19 protein-coding genes and 1 pseudogene are annotated in these 19464 nt (G+C 32.2%); 4 read left to right on the forward strand and 16 right to left on the reverse strand.

All coding sequences use genetic code 11. The features are described 5' to 3' along the window. Nucleotides 1-10: 10 nt before the first annotated feature. From MKO96_RS02610 to MKO96_RS02640, 7 genes are all read right to left on the reverse strand, one after another. Nucleotides 11-838, reverse strand: coding sequence for an SH3 domain-containing protein (locus MKO96_RS02610; RefSeq protein ID WP_001060749.1), 828 nt, complete (start codon nucleotides 836-838; stop codon nucleotides 11-13). Further along, nucleotides 828-1361 carry an RNA polymerase sigma factor gene (locus tag MKO96_RS02615; RefSeq protein ID WP_000393076.1) on the reverse strand — a complete coding sequence of 178 codons (534 nt, stop codon included), beginning with the start codon at nucleotides 1359-1361 and terminating at the stop codon, nucleotides 828-830. The genes MKO96_RS02610 and MKO96_RS02615 overlap by 11 nt, the downstream gene beginning before the upstream one ends. 602 nt (nucleotides 1362-1963) lie before the next feature. Further along, entirely contained in the window at nucleotides 1964-3931 is a 1968-nt protein-coding gene (locus tag MKO96_RS02620) for a penicillin-binding transpeptidase domain-containing protein (protein ID WP_240586569.1), read from the reverse strand. Between the two features lie 446 nt (nucleotides 3932-4377). Continuing rightward, nucleotides 4378-4971, reverse strand: coding sequence for an SGNH/GDSL hydrolase family protein (locus MKO96_RS02625; protein WP_240586570.1), 594 nt, complete (start codon nucleotides 4969-4971; stop codon nucleotides 4378-4380). A gap of 202 nt (nucleotides 4972-5173) precedes the next feature. Beyond that, nucleotides 5174-6283, reverse strand: a complete 1110-nt coding sequence (locus tag MKO96_RS02630; RefSeq protein WP_240586571.1) for an acyltransferase family protein — start codon at nucleotides 6281-6283, stop codon at nucleotides 5174-5176. Between the two features lie 415 nt (nucleotides 6284-6698). Then, nucleotides 6699-8012, reverse strand: a complete 1314-nt coding sequence (locus MKO96_RS02635; RefSeq protein ID WP_276314050.1) for a D-alanyl-D-alanine carboxypeptidase family protein — start codon at nucleotides 8010-8012, stop codon at nucleotides 6699-6701. Nucleotides 8013-8454: 442 nt separating this feature from the next. Continuing rightward, the gene (locus MKO96_RS02640) at nucleotides 8455-9114 is read right to left on the reverse strand and encodes a CatB-related O-acetyltransferase (RefSeq protein ID WP_240586572.1); all 660 of its coding nucleotides are present in this window, start codon (nucleotides 9112-9114) and stop codon (nucleotides 8455-8457) included. 445 nt (nucleotides 9115-9559) lie between these two features. Here MKO96_RS02640 and MKO96_RS02645 point away from each other — a divergent pair, with 445 nt between their 5' ends. After that, the gene (locus MKO96_RS02645) at nucleotides 9560-10030 is read left to right on the forward strand and encodes a DUF5065 family protein (protein ID WP_240586573.1); all 471 of its coding nucleotides are present in this window, start codon (nucleotides 9560-9562) and stop codon (nucleotides 10028-10030) included. 404 nt (nucleotides 10031-10434) lie between these two features. Then, a complete protein-coding gene (locus MKO96_RS02650) occupies nucleotides 10435-10593 on the forward strand; it encodes a hypothetical protein (protein ID WP_240587394.1) in 159 nt (52 codons plus the stop codon). Nucleotides 10594-10615: 22 nt separating this feature from the next. Here MKO96_RS02650 and pepD read toward each other — a convergent pair whose 3' ends face one another. Further along, complete coding sequence (gene pepD / locus MKO96_RS02655; protein WP_240586574.1) at nucleotides 10616-12085, reverse strand: beta-Ala-His dipeptidase; 1470 nt, start codon at nucleotides 12083-12085, stop codon at nucleotides 10616-10618. Between the two features lie 216 nt (nucleotides 12086-12301). Between pepD and MKO96_RS02660 the strand changes: the two genes are divergently transcribed. Then, nucleotides 12302-12691: a YxeA family protein gene (locus MKO96_RS02660; protein WP_240586575.1), complete on the forward strand. Its 390-nt coding sequence runs from the start codon at nucleotides 12302-12304 to the stop codon at nucleotides 12689-12691. An 18-nt stretch (nucleotides 12692-12709) separates the two neighbouring features. On the opposite strand, the pseudogene spoIISB reads toward MKO96_RS02660, so the two are convergent. From spoIISB to MKO96_RS02685, 5 genes and pseudogenes are all read right to left on the reverse strand, one after another. Beyond that, nucleotides 12710-12874: pseudogene (gene spoIISB, locus MKO96_RS02665) on the reverse strand (stage II sporulation protein SB); the annotation flags it as partial. Between the two features lie 83 nt (nucleotides 12875-12957). Then, complete coding sequence (locus MKO96_RS02670; protein WP_029438356.1) at nucleotides 12958-13086, reverse strand: hypothetical protein; 129 nt, start codon at nucleotides 13084-13086, stop codon at nucleotides 12958-12960. Nucleotides 13087-13198: 112 nt separating this feature from the next. Continuing rightward, nucleotides 13199-13936: a type II toxin-antitoxin system SpoIISA family toxin gene (locus tag MKO96_RS02675; RefSeq protein ID WP_140386792.1), complete on the reverse strand. Its 738-nt coding sequence runs from the start codon at nucleotides 13934-13936 to the stop codon at nucleotides 13199-13201. Nucleotides 13937-14124: 188 nt separating this feature from the next. Further along, entirely contained in the window at nucleotides 14125-14862 is a 738-nt protein-coding gene (gpmA, locus tag MKO96_RS02680) for a 2,3-diphosphoglycerate-dependent phosphoglycerate mutase (protein ID WP_240586576.1), read from the reverse strand. 167 nt (nucleotides 14863-15029) lie between these two features. Next, nucleotides 15030-15512 (reverse strand): MarR family winged helix-turn-helix transcriptional regulator, encoded by a 483-nt coding sequence (locus tag MKO96_RS02685; protein ID WP_000191899.1) that lies wholly within the window; start codon nucleotides 15510-15512, stop codon nucleotides 15030-15032. Nucleotides 15513-15619: 107 nt separating this feature from the next. On the opposite strand from MKO96_RS02685, the gene MKO96_RS02690 reads away from it, so the two are divergent. Then, on the forward strand, nucleotides 15620-17305 hold the full coding sequence (locus MKO96_RS02690) for an alpha-keto acid decarboxylase family protein (protein ID WP_240586577.1): 1686 nt from the start codon (nucleotides 15620-15622) through the stop codon (nucleotides 17303-17305). A gap of 49 nt (nucleotides 17306-17354) precedes the next feature. Here MKO96_RS02690 and MKO96_RS02695 read toward each other — a convergent pair whose 3' ends face one another. The 3 genes from MKO96_RS02695 to MKO96_RS02705 form a co-directional block, all read right to left on the reverse strand. Then, nucleotides 17355-17762, reverse strand: a complete 408-nt coding sequence (locus MKO96_RS02695; protein WP_240586578.1) for a VOC family protein — start codon at nucleotides 17760-17762, stop codon at nucleotides 17355-17357. Between the two features lie 120 nt (nucleotides 17763-17882). Beyond that, nucleotides 17883-18593, reverse strand: coding sequence for a class I SAM-dependent methyltransferase (locus MKO96_RS02700; protein WP_240586579.1), 711 nt, complete (start codon nucleotides 18591-18593; stop codon nucleotides 17883-17885). Between the two features lie 98 nt (nucleotides 18594-18691). After that, entirely contained in the window at nucleotides 18692-19453 is a 762-nt protein-coding gene (locus MKO96_RS02705) for an ABC transporter ATP-binding protein (protein WP_240586580.1), read from the reverse strand. Nucleotides 19454-19464: the final 11 nt, after the last annotated feature.

The raw sequence follows: 19464 nt of genomic DNA on the forward strand, positions 1-19464 counted from the left end.
CCTTCCTCTTTTACCATATAGAATCTATATTTATTATTTTCCAATCACCATTATCATTCTTTTCGAACATAAATGAATACTTAATATCAGTTAAAACATACTCTTTTTGTACATATCCAGTATTACCGTTAATTGTCGATATTTTTATATATCCATCATTTTGCACTTTTTCTGGAATCCAAGCTTTTACCATTTCATTAGATACTTCATATAAAACTTGTGATTCTCGCTTTGGTTCAGCTAAAATTTTCGTTTTATTTCCAGTAACAGTTGCATATATAAAATGCGCTTGCTTTGGTTGGTTACTTTCTGTCAATCCACTTGGTACTTTGTATACTTTTTTTGTATCATTTGCAAATTCTCCCCCCATTGTAAGAGCGACTTGCAACTCATGAAAAATATCTTCATCAAACTTCAATTCATCCTTCTTATAACTCTTCCCTTTAAATAGAACTTCATCATTTAACGCTCTATACAAGTCATTTTCATTTTTTGAATTTGTACTTTGATATAATTCATTCATAAATTGTTTTAATGTTGGATCTTGAGCAGACTCATCTTTAGTTTTAGGCTTAATTTGTGTACTACTTTGGACCGGTGATTTATTATCATCAAGCCATGGTTGTTGAACGATAACAAATAACATTGTACAAACCAAAACAACTACTATAGGCAATGCTCTTTTACGAAACGGTCTTTTATGTTTTACAAGATCCGCTTCATTATTTTCATATATAGACTGCTTTATTTTAAAAATAAACTCTTCTTCATCTTTACGATTCTCCATTGGGCCTTTTTTTAATTGTTTATACCAGTCAGGATTTTGTTTATTGTTCATCACTACTACCCTCCCCTATTAATTTTGAAACCTTACTTCTCGCTCGGCTTAATCTAGATTTTACAGTTCCAATGGATACTCCTAGTGTTTCGGCCATTTCTTCATAAGATAATTCATATTTCGCGTCTAAAATTATTATTTCACGGTGTTTTTTAGGTAGTTTTAATACAACATCCCACACTTCATTCATTTCCTCTTGATTAAAAAATTCTTTTTCTGCCGATGGAGATTGCTTATCATCACTAAAAAAACCTACTAATGATATCCTTTTAAAATAGGAGGATTTCAAATAGTTTATTGCTGTATTTCTTGTAATTTTTAATATCCACGTTTTAATAGATGACTCCTTTCGAAATGAATTCCAATTTTTAAATACCTTTATAAATACATCTTGCGTGATATCATCTGATAAGTGTGGATCTTTCGTAATAATAAATGAATAATTCCATACATCTTGCCAATAGTCTTTTATAACATAGTCAAGCTCATCATGAATACACTTTTCAATAAACGTCTCTTCCATTTCCACACCTCGAACTTATTTGAATAAAGATAAAACTGCCCTCACTTTTATTATGGTTTCAATATATAGACAAGATACAAGTTTCATTTGTTCCATTGTTTATCTTTTTTTGATAGAAAAATCCTCCTAAAAATGTAAAGGTGTGCAATTACTTTCATAAAATAATCATCTATATATTCTTTTACATGACAGGCTCCTAAAAACAAGTAAAGCATACAATGTTAAAAATACACTCAAAAAAAATCTGATTATTATTTTTACATTTCACGCAACACTCCACTTGTATCACCTTTTTTCTTAGAGCATACTTATTTGTGTGCTCTATTTATGTTTTACTACATAACTGTTTTGTTACAGTTTATAATTCCCCCTCACTTGTCCCTTTCAATTTGTTTTACTCTTCTATTTACTATTAGCAATACCAACCTTTCAAAGATGAAAACAAAGATGAGTTATCATCTTTATTCAGCCACAACAAAAAAGCATTCTCAATTAAGGAGAATGCTTTTTCGAAACTTAATTGTTCTTTGTATTGCTCAATTTATACCTTCGTGTTAAGCAAACAATGAATGTAGTAAAAGATTTTACCTTATAGTTACGTATTATTTCTGAAAAACGTGTTTTACTTTTTCACCTGGAACGTTACTCCCCCCTCTTCCTTTTACATCTTCAATCATCATGGTTACAATCATGTCTGGCTCATTTGCATCAAAAGCCGCAAACCATCCAAGTTCTTTTCCGTCTGCTTCTTTCGACTCTTTCAGTTCTGCTGTACCAGTTTTACCAGCAAGAGTTACACCATCAACTTTAGCAATTCTCCCCGCGCCATCAGGGTCATTAATGACTTTTATTAATGCACTCTTTAATATCTCTTGATTCTTTTTAGAAACGACTTTTTCTTTCCAATTCCCCGCTGCTTTTGTTTCTTTTAAAAGATGAGGCGACGGGATATTTCCCTCATTCACAATCGGTGCATATGTTAGTGCTAAATGAAGTGGTGTCATTAATACTTGTCCTTGTCCATATCCCGTATCTGCAAGTTGAATATCATTTTTTATTCCATCTCTTGCAATGATTGAAATAGGGAATTCGTATTCGATTGGTAATTTTTCATGAAATCCGTATTTCTTAAATTCATTTACATACTGATCTTTTCCCATTTTCAAAGCTTGTTGAGCAAAATAAATATTATCAGAGTACTTCATTGCCTTATCAAAATCAATTGGACTAGCTTCCTTCACACGTGTTACATAATAATTTCCCCAAGATGAATCTTTTGTCCACTTTAATCCTTGAATTTTAAATTCTTCCTTAGGGTTTATTGTGTTTGTTTCCAAACCAATTGCACCTGTAATCGTTTTAAATACGGAACCTGGTACAAATGCTTGTGTAAAACGATTCATCATTGGTAGTTTCGAGTCGTTATTCCATGCTTCTCGTTGGGCTTTTGATGCGCCTCTAACTATTGTATTTGGATTATAAGCAGGGCTACTTACAAGTGCGATAGTTTCACCCGTTTTAGGATTGACCGCTGCACTTGATCCTGCTTCATTTTTCATCTCATTAAAGATTTTTTCTTGAATTGCAGCATCAATTGTTAACGTAACATTTTCCCCTTCTTTTGCTTCTTTTTTTGCTACGTTTTTAATCTCTTTCCCGTTCTCGTCTTCCATAAATACGCGTCCACCCTTTTCACCACGCAATTTATTCTCTAATACCTTCTCTAAACCAGTCTTACCCACTAAATCATCTGCTTGATAACCTTTTTTTTGAAGCGATTTTAACTCCTCTGCATTCACCTTTCCTATATATCCAGTTAAGTGTGCCGCCGCTTCTCCTAATGGATACGTACGAATATTTACTGGACGAGAGGAAACTCCTTCTAATTCAATATAATCATTCTGTCTGGTTCCCTCTTTTAAAATACCAATGGGTACAAAGGAATCTGGTTTTATCCATTTTGCTGCGAGCTTCTGATCGACCTCTTCTATAGACATATCAAGTAATTGTGCTACTATTTCTTTCGTTTGCGCTGCCATTTCACCTAGTTTCTCTGGAATAATTCCAACCTCAGACGCTTTACCATTCGTTACAAGCCCTTTTCCATTTCGATCATATATTTCTCCGCGTTTTCCTTGTTCTATTTGCATACGTACTTTGTAATCTTTTTTCATACCTGGAAAAATGAAATCTGGTGTCCAATCTATTTTCCAAGATTCTTTTTCTTTCACAAGTTTTGCTTCATGGATAAATGAAACTGTTCCTCCATCCGTATCCATCTTAACTTCAAAAAGAAAAAGCTCTTTATCTTTAGCATTCTCTCCTTTCGTTTTAATTTTTAAATTCTTAACGCCAATACCCTCATAGATTTTTTGATATTTCTCTGTAAAATCCTTTTTAGAAATCGTTTTTTTGGCACGCTCTGATAAATGATCATACATATTTGCAAATTTTTTATCATTCCATAAATTGATATATTCTTCAAATGTTTGTTTTGGCGGTTCGTTTTTATTACATCCTACAAACATAACTGCGAAACAAACGAAAAGCAGCATCCATAATTTTTTCAATTCAATCTTCTCCCTTAGTTAAAAATATTTATTCCTTTCTTGATATATTAAATAAAAAATGTTGTAACGCTTAATAGACAGTGTAAGTAATGAGATTGTTCCACATTTACAAAAGAAATTAATTTATGGTTCAGTTGCATTCGAAGAGGAAGATTTTAAAATTCTTGCAAATAAAGCGGATCTATTTAGCAATCGGTTTCATTATTAGTGCTGTTTTAACAATTTCATTTAAAATACCTTTTAGTTTGAGTTCTCCGCTCTTACCTTTTTTGTAGATATTTAAAACAAAAAAGACCCCTTATACTAAGGGGCCTACAACAGAAAATAACTAAGTATAAACAATATAAAGAATTAATGAAAGTATAATTTATAGGTGCTGTATATCCTTCTATTTCGCATCAAAACCTCTACACTGTACGCGAAAGGAGATTCGTTCACTCTAAAGCTTATTTAGAAGAGTCATGCACAGGTAAACTATTATGAATTAATTCAGCAACTTTTACATACCCTTTTGAATTTGGATGAATTAAATCCGCAGACCAAAGCGTATTGTCATTAACTAAAGGATGACTCCAAAAGTCAACATGATGAATCTTATACTCTCTACTCAGTGAACGTATAACATCATTTACCTCTAATAATTGTTCCTTTATTCCTTGTTTTTTTTCAGAAGCGAAAGGAAGCCTTACTGTAAAATCCGGAAGGTTTGCTATAATAATATCAGCTTCTGTTTTACTTAATTTATCTATCATAAATTCCATATCATTCTTATATGCTTGATGATTCCAACGTCCTTTTAATACATCGTTTGCACCCGCAATTAGACTAACCAAATCTGGATTAAACGTTAATGCCTTTTCCAATTGCTGTGAGCGTATTTCTTTCGTTACTAACCCCCGTTTTGCAAAATTAACATATTCTATATCGTTTACAGACAGTTGAACAAAATGATCTACCCAGCTTTTTAATGCAATTCCCTCAACTTCATCCCCTATCCCCTCTGTAAAACTATCACCAATCGCTACAAATCGCTTCCACATATGTATTCCCCCTTTAGTATTAACTATATCTATACTATACAATAGCTCACAACGTAATTGTTATTTCTAAGCGGTTTTCGATTTCAATTATATTCCACTTTACTATATTTACATTTAGAATCCAAAATTGACCGATTCCTAAGTATGCTTAGGAATCGGTCATATTCGTATATTTACTAAAGAAATAAAACCTCTCTAGGCATTATACTTTTTTCAAAAAATTTGTTGTTCTTTGTTTTGCCCAATTGATACATTTCTTTTCGATTAAATGATACGAAACTATAGAAAAAAGTAGTGTCATTGTAATGCACAAAATAAGAAGGAATAAGATAGGTATCTTTGTATACAAAAGTTTAAATAGTACCATCATGATTGGAAAGTGGCACAAATAGATACTGTATGAAATTTCTCCTAAGTATACAAACACACTCTTATTTAAAAATGCTTTTACTTTAAGGTTACTCATGGCCATTATAATAAATATACTAACACCCATTACGACACCCCAATCTTTTAATAAGAAAGTAGTATCATTACGGGAAATACCATAAATTAAAATGGAATATAAATATAAAATAATCCCTAGTGCAATAAGAAATCCTTTATTAAATTTTTTCATATTCCTATATGAGTAGATAAGTTTTTCCTGATGCTTAAAAAGTAACATCCCAACCATAAACATAGATGTAAAATGCAGTGTATCAGCATAGCCATTATAAAACCCCTCAGCTTTCCCAATATGCAACATATTAAGAAAAACACTAATGAAAGAAAAGCTCAAAGCAAATAGTATCGTTTTCTTCCAACTCAGTTTATAAAAAAGAAGGAATAAGAAAGGAAACACAATAGATATACGTATTTCTTGAGCCAATGACCAGATAACTGGATTATAATTTTCCGTAAAAAAGTTAGTAAGAAGCACAAAATGGTTTATAATATCTAATTTTGTTATAGATCCTTGCCACCTATCATAGAACCAATCACGTAGTCCTACCACTTCATACGGCGAAAATAAAATAAATAAAGCAAAGGTAACGATTATCCAAAAATAATAAGGAATATAGATTCTTACAAATCTCTTAATTAAATATCCCCAATAATTTGTTTTTGAATGATAAAGTGCCATAGATAACACAAAACCACTTAGTACATAAAAAACGATAACAGCTTCCCCACCCGCCCATAAAAACCTAAGCGGGGAAAATTTAATAGAATTAGGCAACGATGGTAGCATTAAACAAAAATGTCCAAATACCACAGTAAGTGCTGCTAATCCTCGTATGGAATCTAATTCTTTTATCCTCTTACTCATAAAATGTTCTCCTTGTAAATTGTTCTCCTTGTAAATTGTAAATTTTACTGTTCATAAAGGCCACTATACGAATGTAGTGGGAGAATTGTACATATTGTTTCTTTAAATTCCTAATATAAGCAGTACAGAGTTAATTTGACCTCCATTTCTTTATATACATAATTTAAAACAAAATATTTAATACAAAGAAAAGATTTTATTAAATTTTTATAAAATCTAATTACAGAAATACGTACCGGATATTAATTTTTTATTGTCATTTGATAGAATAGTAGGTGGTTTTTCATCATGTAACTTTATGAAACTATCTTTGCACCAGAACCCTTTAAATCAAAAGATTCATAATAAACGCCATCCTTTCTGCATATTTCTACAAAAAGAATAGCGTTTTTTAATTTATGGACACAAATTTATGCTAGTTTTTTACTATATCAACCGCACTATCCCACATACCATTAAAGAAAGATCCGATTTTACGCATAAAACGTGTAAACCAATTTGCTTGTTCTACATCAGATTTTGTTACAAGGTCTATTTGTAATGATTTACCTAATAAGAACCCAGGATCTGTATTATCTTTAGGCGAGATAATCATTTTACTTATTGTTACACCTTTTTTAATAGGCGCTTCTTGTTCTTTATTCGATACTTTAAATTCTTTTTTATAAACATCTTTATTGCCCTTTGGCATTGGAAGTGAAACAGCTTGCTTCGTTTGAACTACTACATCTTTGTCTTTCGCATTTGCAACTCGCACTGTTTCATGCCCTTTTACTACTGAATCTTTTCCGTAGATATTCTTCACTTCAAAATTCGCAAATCCATAATCATATAATTTCTTTGTTTCATCAAAACGTGCTGTATGAGAGTTTGCTTTTATTACTACAGAGATTAGACGCATACCGTTTCTTTCTACTGTACCAGTGAAGCAATCACCGGCTTCTGGAGTAGTTCCTGTTTTCAACCCATCTACACCTTCGTATTGCTTAATTAAACCTTTTAACATCATGTTAAAATTCACCATATCAATTGGATACTTGCCATCCTTTTGGAATGTTTTTTTGGGGATTTTTGCTGTATCTAATATTTTCGGAAAATCTTGAACGAGACGTTGTGCTAAAATCGCACAATCCCTTGCGGACATTTTATTTTTCTCATCTGGAGTTGTCCCTTCTGGATGATGTCCTTTTAAATCATAGTTTGTTAAGCCTGTAGAGTTTACAAATTTGTAATTTTTCATTCCAAACTCTTTTGACTTATCATTCATCATTTTCACGAAATCTGCTTCTTTTCCAGCAATTTCTTCAACTAAAGCAATTGTTGCACCATTTGCAGAGTAAATTGCCATTGCCTCATATAACTCTTTTACTGTATAAGAGCCACCATTTTCTAATGGAACGTTTGATAATGAGCGATCTTGTGAAATCTTATATGCGTATTCAGAGATTTTAACTTTTTGATTCCATTTAAGTTTTCCTTTATCCACCGCTTCATGAACTAAGTACTCACTCATCATTTTTGTCATACTAGCAATTGCTAGTGATTCATCCGCATTTTTTTCATATAAAATTTTTCCGGAATTTGCTTCTACTAAAATTGCTGATCCTGCTTTTACGTCTATAGCAGGAACTGTTTCCGCTGTTGCTCTTCCAGATGTAACAATTATGCTACAAAATAGTGTAAACACTGTTACTATTACAATGAATTTTTTGTAAAACATACCTTTCAATTCTCTTACCTCCAATATCTTTTTACTCAAAAAAAACGTTATTCTAGCATAATCCCTATAAAAATAGATAGTTTTATCAAATTCTATATACATATAAGACGTTAGGATCGCTTTCATATAGACCATTCCACCCTGTTAGGCGCACCGATACGTAGTATCATACCCTTGTATTATTAAAAATGATCCGTAATTTCATATTTTTTAGGATTACAATGAGTAGACAATCTAAATAATACATTTGTTCCACATTTTCAAAAAATAAAACCAGTGTGTCCCGATTAAATATCGAGACACACTGGTCTTATTAGCTATCAATGATTTTAATTATTGAATTTAGCTATTTACTATACTCATATCAGAGATGAATTTTCCTTAGTCTAGACTATTAATTTTTTATACTAAAAAACTACATCCTATATAGAATGTAGTTTCCCTCACAGATCTATCTATTTTTTATTTCCTTGTTATAAAAATCATATAATAATTCAATAGATGAACTAGATAAAAGCGGCATTGCCTTCTCAACTAATTCTCTATCCCAATCAAACCAACGCATTTCCATTAGCATATTCATTTCTGTATCAGTGAATCGTTTCTTTATTTCCTTAACAGGATTTCCACCAACTATTGTATACGGCGGAACATCTTTACTTACGACAGATCCAGCTGCAACGATTGCACCTTCACCGATTGTAACGCCAGGCATAATAATAGCATTCATTCCAATCCAGGCATCACTTTTTATAATTGTATCACCCTTCGGTTCATATGAATGTTCAATTTGTTCAGCGAATGGATATACTGTAATCCATTCTGAGTGATGATTATGATTACCACCCATTAAAATGATTACTCCACTCGCAATACAAACATAGTTCCCAATAATGAGTTTATCAAGATGCCATCCCATCTGTTCAATTGGATTGAACAGCGCTCGGGACTTAGCATCCCCCCACAAATACCTTACACAGCCATCTTCAAAATTTTGATGACCATAATAACCTGAATAATAGGAGTACTCTCCTACCTCAATAAGTGGATTTGTTACTATATCTTTTATATACTTTGTTTCTGACCAATGATTAAATAATGGATGCTTCATAACTTTATTCCTCGCTTCTAAGTATTGTAGATTTTTGCAATTTACTTAGAAGCTTACTACGACTGCTACATTTTTTAGCTTTCTCAAACGACGAATCATTATATTCAAGCCTTTCTTTTATAATAAAAAAATCATAACGTGATAAATTACATAAGTCAAATTATAAAATTATGTACTAAATTGAATTGAAATTTCAGCATTAAAACAATCGAGTTTTCAAATAACAAATCCCAATTACATATAATACAGATTTCTTAGCTATACATCTCGCTTTTTTCTTATATTAGCCTTAGCTCCCCCGGTATAGTTTTATTATTTATCGATTTGTCTGATAAATCAATAAATGTTAATATGATTATAGAAGATATTATCATCCATTAGATTTCACAGCTAGTTTTTCACAAAAGAGATTTCTGAATCCTTTATTAATTAGGAGGTCTAGAAGATGAAACATTTAAGACAATCAACAATTATTGGTGCATTGACTGTTGGAGGATTTTTATTTTCGAATACAATTGGTACGCTCCCACCTGTGTCTGCTGAATCGCAACTTACACAAAAAGAATCAAGATTTTTAGATAATTGGCGGTGGCAAAGCTATTTTTTATTACATCATAATGCAGATTTTATAGAAGAGTTAGCAGTTGGTGACTTAAAACATGGAGATACATTCGATGTTACTATATATACTGGTGGTAAAGATACTGGTATTGTAAAAATATATCAATTGAGCGGAAATGAAAATGATGCAATAAACTTGCATAGATATAAAACCATTTATGACTCAGGTTTAAAACATAATTATGGTAGATTTGTAACACCTATTACTAAGGCTTATAATCCAGGAACATATGTAGCTGTTATGAAACTTGGAGAAAATTATTATTATGGGGGCAGCTTTAAAATCTCAAAATAATTTACGTTTATCTCACCAGTAAATAAATATTGGATACTATTTTTTTAAATAAAAACCATTTTAAAAGCTCCTCTACCTTATATAAGATAGAGGAACTTTTTAATTGTTTGCCCTTTTTAAGGTTTAAAAAAATCCTTACTTTCTTTATAAATTATCATTTTTATTCAATAACTGTTTCCACTTCTATAAGTTTTACCATTCAATATGCAATATTGCATATTCTATATGTTCACTCTTTAAAAATGCGATAATTTGTTTATAAAAATATTTAAAAATAATATTGAAAGGAGAATGTTACATGTCTTTCTTTTCTTGGTCTCCTCTTATTTTCTTAATAGTTGTTGCAATTATCATTTCTATTCAAAAGGCTAAGAAACAATAATTTATTATTTGGAGGTGTAATAATGTCATTTGCAACATGGAGTGCAATTTTTATGACTTTAATCGGAGCAATATCAGGAGCAATCTTTGGTACAATCTCCTCTAGAAATAAGAACAAAACTATCAACAAAAAAACTCATAATAAAGATCAATACAAAAAAGTAGCCTATAAAGTTTTATAGGCTACTTTTCATTTCATCCATATTATTTAGCTAATTCTTTCGTACCCTTCATTACATCAACGAAGAATCCCCAGTTATTCACAACAGAAGAAATACTAATATGTTCATCTGGAGTGTGAACGTTGAAAATATCTGGACCGAATGCAATTGCATCTAAGTCAGGCATCTTTTGAACGAATGCACTACATTCAATACCTGCATGTACAGCGAAGATTTCAGCATCTTTATTGTATTTTTCTTGATGCACTTTTTCAAATAAATTACGAATTTGTGAATTCGGGTTGTATGGCCATTCTGGATACTCTGACTCTATTTCAAATGTTGCACCAACTAATTCGGCAATACATTTAATTTCATCTGCAACATGTTGTTTTAAACTACTTACAGAACTTCTCACTTCGTTACGTAATTTAATTTCATCTTGCAACGTTTCAATAACGCCTAAATTTGTTGAACTTTCTACTAGGCCTTTAATATCCATGCTCATACTTTGAATGCCATTCGGAATTAAGAATAATGATGAAATAAGTTGCTTTTGTGTCTCTTTAGCAAATACTTTTTCTACTTTCTCATCCAATTTTGTAAGTGTTACATGAACATCTGGATCAACAGCACGCATTTCTTCTTGTAATACTCTTGTCCATGATTCTAGTTTTTCTTCTACTTTCTCTACATCTTCCGTACGTAATACAATAGTAGCTACACTTTCACGCGGAATTGCATTTGTTTTTAATCCGCCGTGAACCTCGCTTATATCAAATTGGATATTTGCTGATAAATCTCGTAATACTCGTCCTAATACTTTGTTCGCATTACCTCGTTGTTTATCAATTTCCATACCAGAATGTCCGCCTTTTAAACCACCAACATATAGACGGTATGCATCCGTATTCACTGGCGCTTCATCCCATATTACTGGAATTGTTTCTACGGCTTTCGCACCACCTGCGCTACTTACAAGTAATTTATGATCTTCTTCAGAATCAATATTAATAAAGATTTTTCCTTCAAAATGATTTGGGTCAACAGCGAAAGCCCCACCCATTGTCGTTTCTTCCTCAGTAGTAATAACTACTTCAAGTGCTGGATGCTGAATATCTTTTGAATCTAATAATGCCATTGCATATGCAACAGCAATACCGTTATCAGCACCTAAAGTCGTTTGATTTGCATATAACATATCCCCAATAATTCGTAATTCAATTGGATCTTTTTCAAAATCATGTACGGTTGCTTGATTTTTTTCACATACCATATCCATATGGCCTTGAATGATAATAGCTGGTACATTTTCATAGCCAGTAGTTGCGTCTTTTTTTATAATGACATTCATTGCTTCATCTTGAATCACTTCTAAGTTACGCTCTTTTGCAAAACCAACTAAATAATCACTAATTTCCTTTTCATTACCAGATCCTCTAGGAATCTTTGAAATTTCTGCAAAATGATAAAATACAGGGTGCTTTGTTAATTGTTCTAAAGTAGAATACATTTTTAAGCTCCTCTCAAAATGAAAAAATAATATGTAAGTCTTTAATCATTATACCATGATTCATTATTTTACCTTTCTTTTAACTTTTTAATATATTGTTCATTTTATAGACAATACCCTTACAACATTGTAATGGTGTTGTAATCTATATTGATTTTTCTCATTTCATAATAGCTGTATACTGTGTAAAGAAACAAATTGAAGGAGATAAAGAAAATGAAAAAGTTTTTATCAATTATTACACTATGTTTATTATTTTCTAGTATTACTATTGGGTGTGAGCGAGCATCACTAAATCGAATTGGTAAAGATGTGTATTATGTGCAGATAAAAGGCGAAGGGACGATCGAAAAAGTAGAAGGTAAAAACTTACGAAATTACACGTTGCCCACATATGACGAAGACGGAGTAAAAAAACAAATTACATTTAGAAGTAAAAAAACATCAAATGATCATAAATTAAATGAAAATGCATTTTTATGTCTTTATGTAGATCAAGATGATAAGAGCAAAAATGAAATATCATCAATTGAAGTGAAGTCATATGAAGAGGTTCAAGAAGCTGACTTACCTGCAAAAGTAAAAGAAAAGTTAAATGCTAAATAAAAAACAAAAGAAAATGCACTATGCATTTTCTTTTGTTTTTTTCACTCGTATATATTTTGAACTGCTATTATTCATCAGTTTCTCTAACCGATTTATATTTTCCGTTAATGCACCTTTCACAAGAGAGAAATCTGTATTTGCTTCTTCTTTTTTTTCTTTAAAAAATGAAGACTTTTGTACATTACTTCAGCCATCTCTTCTCCCCCTCTTCAAAAAGATACAATCTTCTATTTATATTATATCGCAAATGTAGAAAGAGTGTACACTTATGATTTTCTTTTTAATTCTTCTTCTAATTCTTCTACTTGCTGTAATGTATCCCCTTTTATTAAAGAAAAATCTGTTGTATCTTCATTATCTTCTTTAAAAAAATCATTGTCATAATCTTTTATCACTACAATCACCTCTACGTGCTAGTGTAGGAATGATTGTCCGATTTTATACAAGTTTGTCTAAATTCGCTTTACCTTTATGTATAAGTGAAAAGGACAGAAGAAAATCCTGTCCTTATTTACTAAAATAACTATGATGTATTGTTAAATTATATACATTTTCAAAATCTCGATCTTGCAGGTTATTTTTCTTCCCATCAATAACAATGAAAACATCACTCACAGTTTTTGCTGGTATAATTCCGACATTTTCTACTTGTACCGCTTTCTGCTCATTCAATTGCTCAATGTGTTCTAACGGAACGATAATACTAAATTGAGAACGGATACCGCGAAAGTTAGTATTTAATTCCTTTGCCGCTTCAAATACAACAATTTTCGCTCCAATCTTTTCTCCATACGAATCTAAAAATGCGTTTAGGCTTTTTGTATATTCCTCTTCCGTATGCCATTCCATTGTACCGAACATTGCTGGATTGACATTTTGAATAATTGTTGTATATATTTCTCCTCTTGCTTTAGAAGCAATTAATGAACGTTTTATCGATTGAACTGTTTTGCCAATATCGCTAAATTTCGCTCCCCATATTTCTGAAATATTAGGTGTTAAAATAAATGCGATATCAACGAAAATAACCATTGCAGTGAACATTAAAAGGTTTTTCCAGAGGGTTAAATCAATTCCTTTTATCATGAAATACACGGTGACTGATATTATAAACAATCCATACCAAGTCTTTCTAATACGTTGCTTTTTCTCCTCGTACAACTCTTCGTTTCTCCAGTAATAGAACACAAGAACGAAAAAAACGATTGCTAAAATAAATAAGCCGATTCGAATGTTAGAGATCACCAATGACATCACCCTCCATTCAAAAACTACTCACGATATCATTACATGCACAAGCAGCCCTCTTTATGACAAAAGACGTGGACAAGCTTCTAAATTTAGCAATATCGCATATACATTAGAAGGTGCCACGTCTTTTATCATGAATCTACATTGTATATGTAGACAAGCATGCGTTTCAAATTTTCATGTTAAAAAGAAATATGTTTCGGAATTTCCCCTTCTGGTACTTCTCCGTCCATACTTAAGTAATAATGACGAATCGGACGTAAATCATCGTCTAATTCATAAACGAGTGGAATGCTCGTTGGAATATTTAATGAAACAACACCATCGCTTGAAAGGTTATCTAAGTATTTCACTAGCGAACGAATCGTATTACCGTGTGATGAAATAATTACCTTTTCACCACTTTTTAATGACGGCGCAATTTCTGAATGCCAATAATCAAGTACTCTTTTCTCCGTATCCACTAAACATTCAGTCAATGGAAACTCACCTTTTTTAAGTGTTTTATATTTTGGATCATTCATTTCATATCTAGGATCATCCTCAGTAAGAGCAGGTGGTCTTACATCAATACTTCTTCTCCAAATATGAACTTGCTCCTCACCATACTTTTTCGCAGTTTCATCTTTATTCAACCCTTGCAATGCACCATAATGTCTTTCATTTAGCTTCCAAGATTTATGTACTGGGACCCAAGCAAGATCCATCTCATGAAGTACAATCCATAACGTCCGGATTGCTCGTTTTAATACAGATGTATAAGCAACATCAAAAGTATATCCGTTTTTCTTTAATATTGCTCCTGCTTCTCTTGCCTCACTTAGTCCATTCTCTGATAAATCTACATCTGTCCAACCAGTAAATCGATTTTCAAGATTCCATAAACTTTGTCCGTGACGAATAAGTACAAGTTTTATCATAATAATTCCCCTCTCGGAAATGTGAATTTTATTGTTCCATTGCGTACACGTATAAAGTATCTAGTAATGTATCTTTTTATCCATTCACTCTATGACCAATTCATAGTTGCCAAATGTATGGATAAAATTTGTTCTTTTTCAAACTATAAATACAGATATATTTCTTATTATTTTTGATCGATTACAACTTCTCGTTTTGATATCCAAGCATCAAAACCTGATCGACTATTTGCCATTTCATTCATAACTTGATGCCAATTTTCTTCACACGATTCACCAAATTTTGAAAAAATAACACTCATTTGTTGTCTTTGAACATCGCTCAGTTTTTTCTCTAAATCTACACCTATTTCTGTTAAAGATAACTGTTTCACACGGCGATCATGTGTAGCTTCATTACTCTCAATTAAGCCCTTTTCCACAAGTTGTCGTAGTGGTCCGTGAAGAGCTTGTTTACTTATTTCTAGCAGTGATAATAACTCATTTACACTTATCCCTGGAAATCGTGCGATAAAAAATAAAATTCGGTGATGTACTCGTTGTATGCCATACTCTTTTATAATTTCATCTGGCTTTTCAGTAAATGTTTTATATGCAAAGTAAAATAATGCTAATGCTTCATTCATCTGTTCTTCTTTATGTTGTGTCATCTACTTTCCCCCTATATGTAAATTATACCACAATCCAGTAATCAATATTTTATAGAACGCATTGGAACTTCTTTAGTCTATTGAAATGTTCATTGCATAATTAGGAGATGATTCACTTGAAAACGCAATATACTGTAAGTGCATATTTACTAGATCGACTAAGAGAATTAGGAATTGAGCATATTTTTGGTGTTCCTGGTGATTATAATTTAGCTTTTTTAGATGATATACTAACACATGAAAAGCTAGAGTGGGTTGGCAATTGTAATGAATTGAATGCGGCATATGCTGCTGATGGATATGCTCGTATAAAAGGAATCGCCGCTCTTATTACCACTTTCGGTGTTGGAGAGTTAAGCGCCATTAACGGCGTTGCTGGCTCATACGCAGAGAACGTACCTATTATAAAAATCACGGGGACACCAACAACAACAGTAATGGAAAATGGAGCACTCGTTCATCATACGTTAGGTGATGGAAAGTTCGATCATTTCTCCAATATGTATAGAGAAATCACAGTAGCACAATCAAAATTAACACCTGAGCATGCTGCTGAGGAAATTGACCGTGTGTTACGTGCATGTTGGCATGAGAAACGCCCTGTTCATATTCAATTACCGATTGATGTGTATAATAAACCAATTAATAAACCTACAGAACCAATTTTACATAAAACGATTTTAAGTAATATAGAAACGCTGGATAAAATGCTTCTACATGCAACTTCAAAAATTAATAGTGCCAAAAAACCTGTTATTTTAGCTGATTTTGAAGTGGCTCGTTTTCACGCGGAAGAATATATGCATCAATTTGTAGAAAAAACTGGGTTTCCTATCGCAACATTAAGTATGGGGAAAGGAATATTCCCTGAAAAACACCCTCAATTTATAGGAATTTATACTGGTGATGTTAGTTCTCCCTACTTACGAAAAAGAATTGATGAATCTGACTGTATTATTAGTATTGGCGTAAAATTAACTGATACTATTACCGGCGGCTTTACACAAGGTTTTACGAAAGAGCAAGTTATAGAAATCCATCCCTATACTGTGAAAATTATAGATAAAACATATGGACCCGTTGTAATGAAAGATGTTTTAGAACAATTAAGTGATTTAATCGAACATCGCATAGAGGAAACACTTGAAATTAAGCCCTTTATTTCAGAATCACTATCTATGACAGAAGAGTTCAATCCAAAAGCTCAAATGGTTACACAAAAACGTTTTTGGCAACAAATATACCATTTATTACAAGAAAACGATGTTTTAATTGCAGAGCAAGGAACACCTTTCTTCGGTAGTGCTACTATCCCTTTACCGAATAACACAACATATGTAGCGCAACCATTATGGGGATCGATCGGCTATACATTACCTGCCCTACTTGGTACACAGCTCGCTAATTTATCGCGGCGCAACATTTTAGTTATTGGTGATGGTTCTTTCCAATTAACTGTCCAAGAGTTATCGACTATACTACGGCAAAATTTAAAACCGATTATATTTTTAATCAATAACAACGGATACACTGTTGAACGTGCAATTCACGGCCAAAATCAACCGTATAATGACATACAAATGTGGGATTACACAAAACTAGCGAACGTATTCGGAACAGAAGAAAAAAGCCAAACATTTAAAGTAGAAAATGAAACAGAGTTAAAAGAAGTCTTAACTAAAATAAGTATTGATAAGAATCAACTTACCTTTGTTGAAGTTGTAATGAGCCAAGGGGATCAGCCTGAATTGTTAGCTAAACTCGGTGAAAGATTCGGCAAGCAAAATTCTTAAAAAGAAAAAGCGTAACTATAAATAGGCTACGCTTTTTCTTTTTAAATTTTTATTCCGCAAGCGTTAACTGCCAAGACACACCATATTTATCATTTAACCAGCCAAACTTTTTGCTAAATGGATAAGAACCTAAAGGCATTAGTATGGATCCATCCTGCGATAGTTTATGAAAAACCGTTTCAATTTCTTCTTCTGTCTCACAAGTTACATAAAGAGACATAGATGGTGTAAATGTAAAACCATGCTTTACATAACTATCAATGCACATGAATTCTTGGCCATTTAACGTAAAAGTTGCATGAATGACAGAACCCTCTTTACCAGGTCCATTTTCATCATAGCGAGAGATACTTACAATTTCTGATTGATCGAATAGCGACGTGTAAAAATTCATCGCCTCCTCAGCTTTACCTTCAAACATTAAAAACGTAGTGATTTTTTGATTTGTGTTACTCATATAAAGACAGCCCCTTGTTATGTATTTATGCGAAACATACATCAGCCAACAAAAACCGAACATATATTCCCATAAATATATTGTCTATAAAAACGATGAGTTTGTCAATTATCTACTTATTTATTTCTTCTTAAATAATGCTGTCCAAAGAAATGATTCTCCAAACATAGTATTTGGTTGTTCAATCTGTTTCATTTTTCTAATTTCAATCACTTCAAATTCTTTAAATATCTCTTTTAATTTTTCTTCAGAATATGCAAGACCACCTTGTAGACTCCATCCTCTATATACGTCCCAATCTGTTAATTCTGATCCATTTCTCTCATCTAAATCGCCTGCTGCAAAACATGTTACTCCAAAATAACCACCCGATTTCAATGAGTTTTTAATTAAATCCACATAATGTATCCTTCTATGTGGTGGAATATGATGTAAACAGCCCGAATCGTATACAAAATCAAAATCATTTTGACCCTTTAAATTAAAAATCGAATCACAAATAAAATCAATTTCTATTCCTTTTGCTAACGCCCTTTCTTTCGCCCAATTAATGCCCTCTATAGATAAATCCACTGCTGTTACTCCAAATCCTTCAATCGCTAAATAAATAGCATTTCTTCCTGGACCGCATCCAAGTTCCAGCACTTTCCCTTTGGAAATCCATCCTGTTTCTATATATGAAACTAGATTTTCATCTGGAACATTTGCAAAAAACGGAACATCTTTTTCTCTATTCGCATAAAATTCATTCCAAAATGGTTCTGCCGGTCTTAATAATAAATCAAGCATTTTAATAATGTCTTCTTGCTTGTGCAACGTTTCATTTTTCATATGTACTCCTCCAAATTTTAATAGTCAGAAAATTATTATATATCTTTCAGAACTTTCATACAAAGAAAAACTCCTACATTTAATAGGAGTTTTTCTCTTTAAAATCCAAGTACAGCTAACCATTTTAATAGATTCTCTTCTCGCACTTTCAACTCATCATTCCTAAGCTTACCTAATTGAATTTCGCTAACAAGTTCTCCATCCAACATAAAAAGAACTCTTTCTGTTTTCGCTGCTACCTTTACATCATGAGTCACTAACATAATAGTAGTTCCATCACGATTAATATTTAGTAATATTTGCATTACCTCTTCTGTTGATTTTAAATTTAGAGCACCCGTTGGCTCATCAGCAAAAATAACATTTGGATTATTGATAAGCGCTCTACAAATAGAAACTCTTTGTAATTGGCCTCCAGATGCTTCGGTTATATAATGAGACGCTATATCACTTATCCCCATTTTCCTCATTAGCTCCAGAGCACGTTGATTTACTGTTTCCTTACTCTCACATTTCGCTAAATATGCTGACAAGATGATATTATCAAATAGATTCAAGTTTCTTAGAAGGTTGCTCTGCTGAAAAATAAATCCTATTTCAGTAAGGCGCAATTTGGCTAACGCTTCTTCTTTCATACATGATATTTCTTTACTATCAACTTTCACACTTCCTGATGACATTTGATCCATTCCACTAATATTATATAGTAACGTCGATTTCCCAGAACCAGAAGGCCCCATGACCGATACAAACTCTCCCTCGTAAATCTCTAAATCTATATTTTTTAGTACATGATAAATTGTATTTCCATCTATTGAATATTTTTTGTTTAATTGTTTAACTTCTAAAATTTTGCTCAAGTTACACACCC

This window comes from Bacillus sp. ES1-5, assembly GCF_022487605.1.
Classification (GTDB): domain Bacteria; phylum Bacillota; class Bacilli; order Bacillales; family Bacillaceae_G; genus Bacillus_A; species Bacillus_A wiedmannii.

Excerpts from the sequence above, each read along its gene's own strand:
- MKO96_RS02610 (WP_001060749.1), bottom strand. The coding sequence starts at position 838 with ATGAACAATAAACAAAATCCTGACTGGTATAAACAATTAAAAAAAGGC.
- MKO96_RS02615 (WP_000393076.1), bottom strand. The coding sequence starts at position 1,361 with ATGGAAGAGACGTTTATTGAAAAGTGTATTCATGATGAGCTTGACTAT.
- MKO96_RS02625 (WP_240586570.1), bottom strand. The coding sequence starts at position 4,971 with ATGTGGAAGCGATTTGTAGCGATTGGTGATAGTTTTACAGAGGGGATA.
- MKO96_RS02630 (WP_240586571.1), bottom strand. The coding sequence starts at position 6,283 with ATGAGTAAGAGGATAAAAGAATTAGATTCCATACGAGGATTAGCAGCA.
- MKO96_RS02640 (WP_240586572.1), bottom strand. The coding sequence starts at position 9,114 with ATGAAGCATCCATTATTTAATCATTGGTCAGAAACAAAGTATATAAAA.
- MKO96_RS02645 (WP_240586573.1), top strand. The coding sequence starts at position 9,560 with ATGAAACATTTAAGACAATCAACAATTATTGGTGCATTGACTGTTGGA.
- MKO96_RS02650 (WP_240587394.1), top strand. The coding sequence starts at position 10,435 with ATGTCATTTGCAACATGGAGTGCAATTTTTATGACTTTAATCGGAGCA.
- pepD (WP_240586574.1), bottom strand. The coding sequence starts at position 12,085 with ATGTATTCTACTTTAGAACAATTAACAAAGCACCCTGTATTTTATCAT.
- MKO96_RS02660 (WP_240586575.1), top strand. The coding sequence starts at position 12,302 with ATGAAAAAGTTTTTATCAATTATTACACTATGTTTATTATTTTCTAGT.
- gpmA (WP_240586576.1), bottom strand. The coding sequence starts at position 14,862 with ATGATAAAACTTGTACTTATTCGTCACGGACAAAGTTTATGGAATCTT.
- MKO96_RS02685 (WP_000191899.1), bottom strand. The coding sequence starts at position 15,512 with ATGACACAACATAAAGAAGAACAGATGAATGAAGCATTAGCATTATTT.
- MKO96_RS02690 (WP_240586577.1), top strand. The coding sequence starts at position 15,620 with ATGATTCACTTGAAAACGCAATATACTGTAAGTGCATATTTACTAGAT.
- MKO96_RS02695 (WP_240586578.1), bottom strand. The coding sequence starts at position 17,762 with ATGAGTAACACAAATCAAAAAATCACTACGTTTTTAATGTTTGAAGGT.
- MKO96_RS02700 (WP_240586579.1), bottom strand. The coding sequence starts at position 18,593 with ATGAAAAATGAAACGTTGCACAAGCAAGAAGACATTATTAAAATGCTT.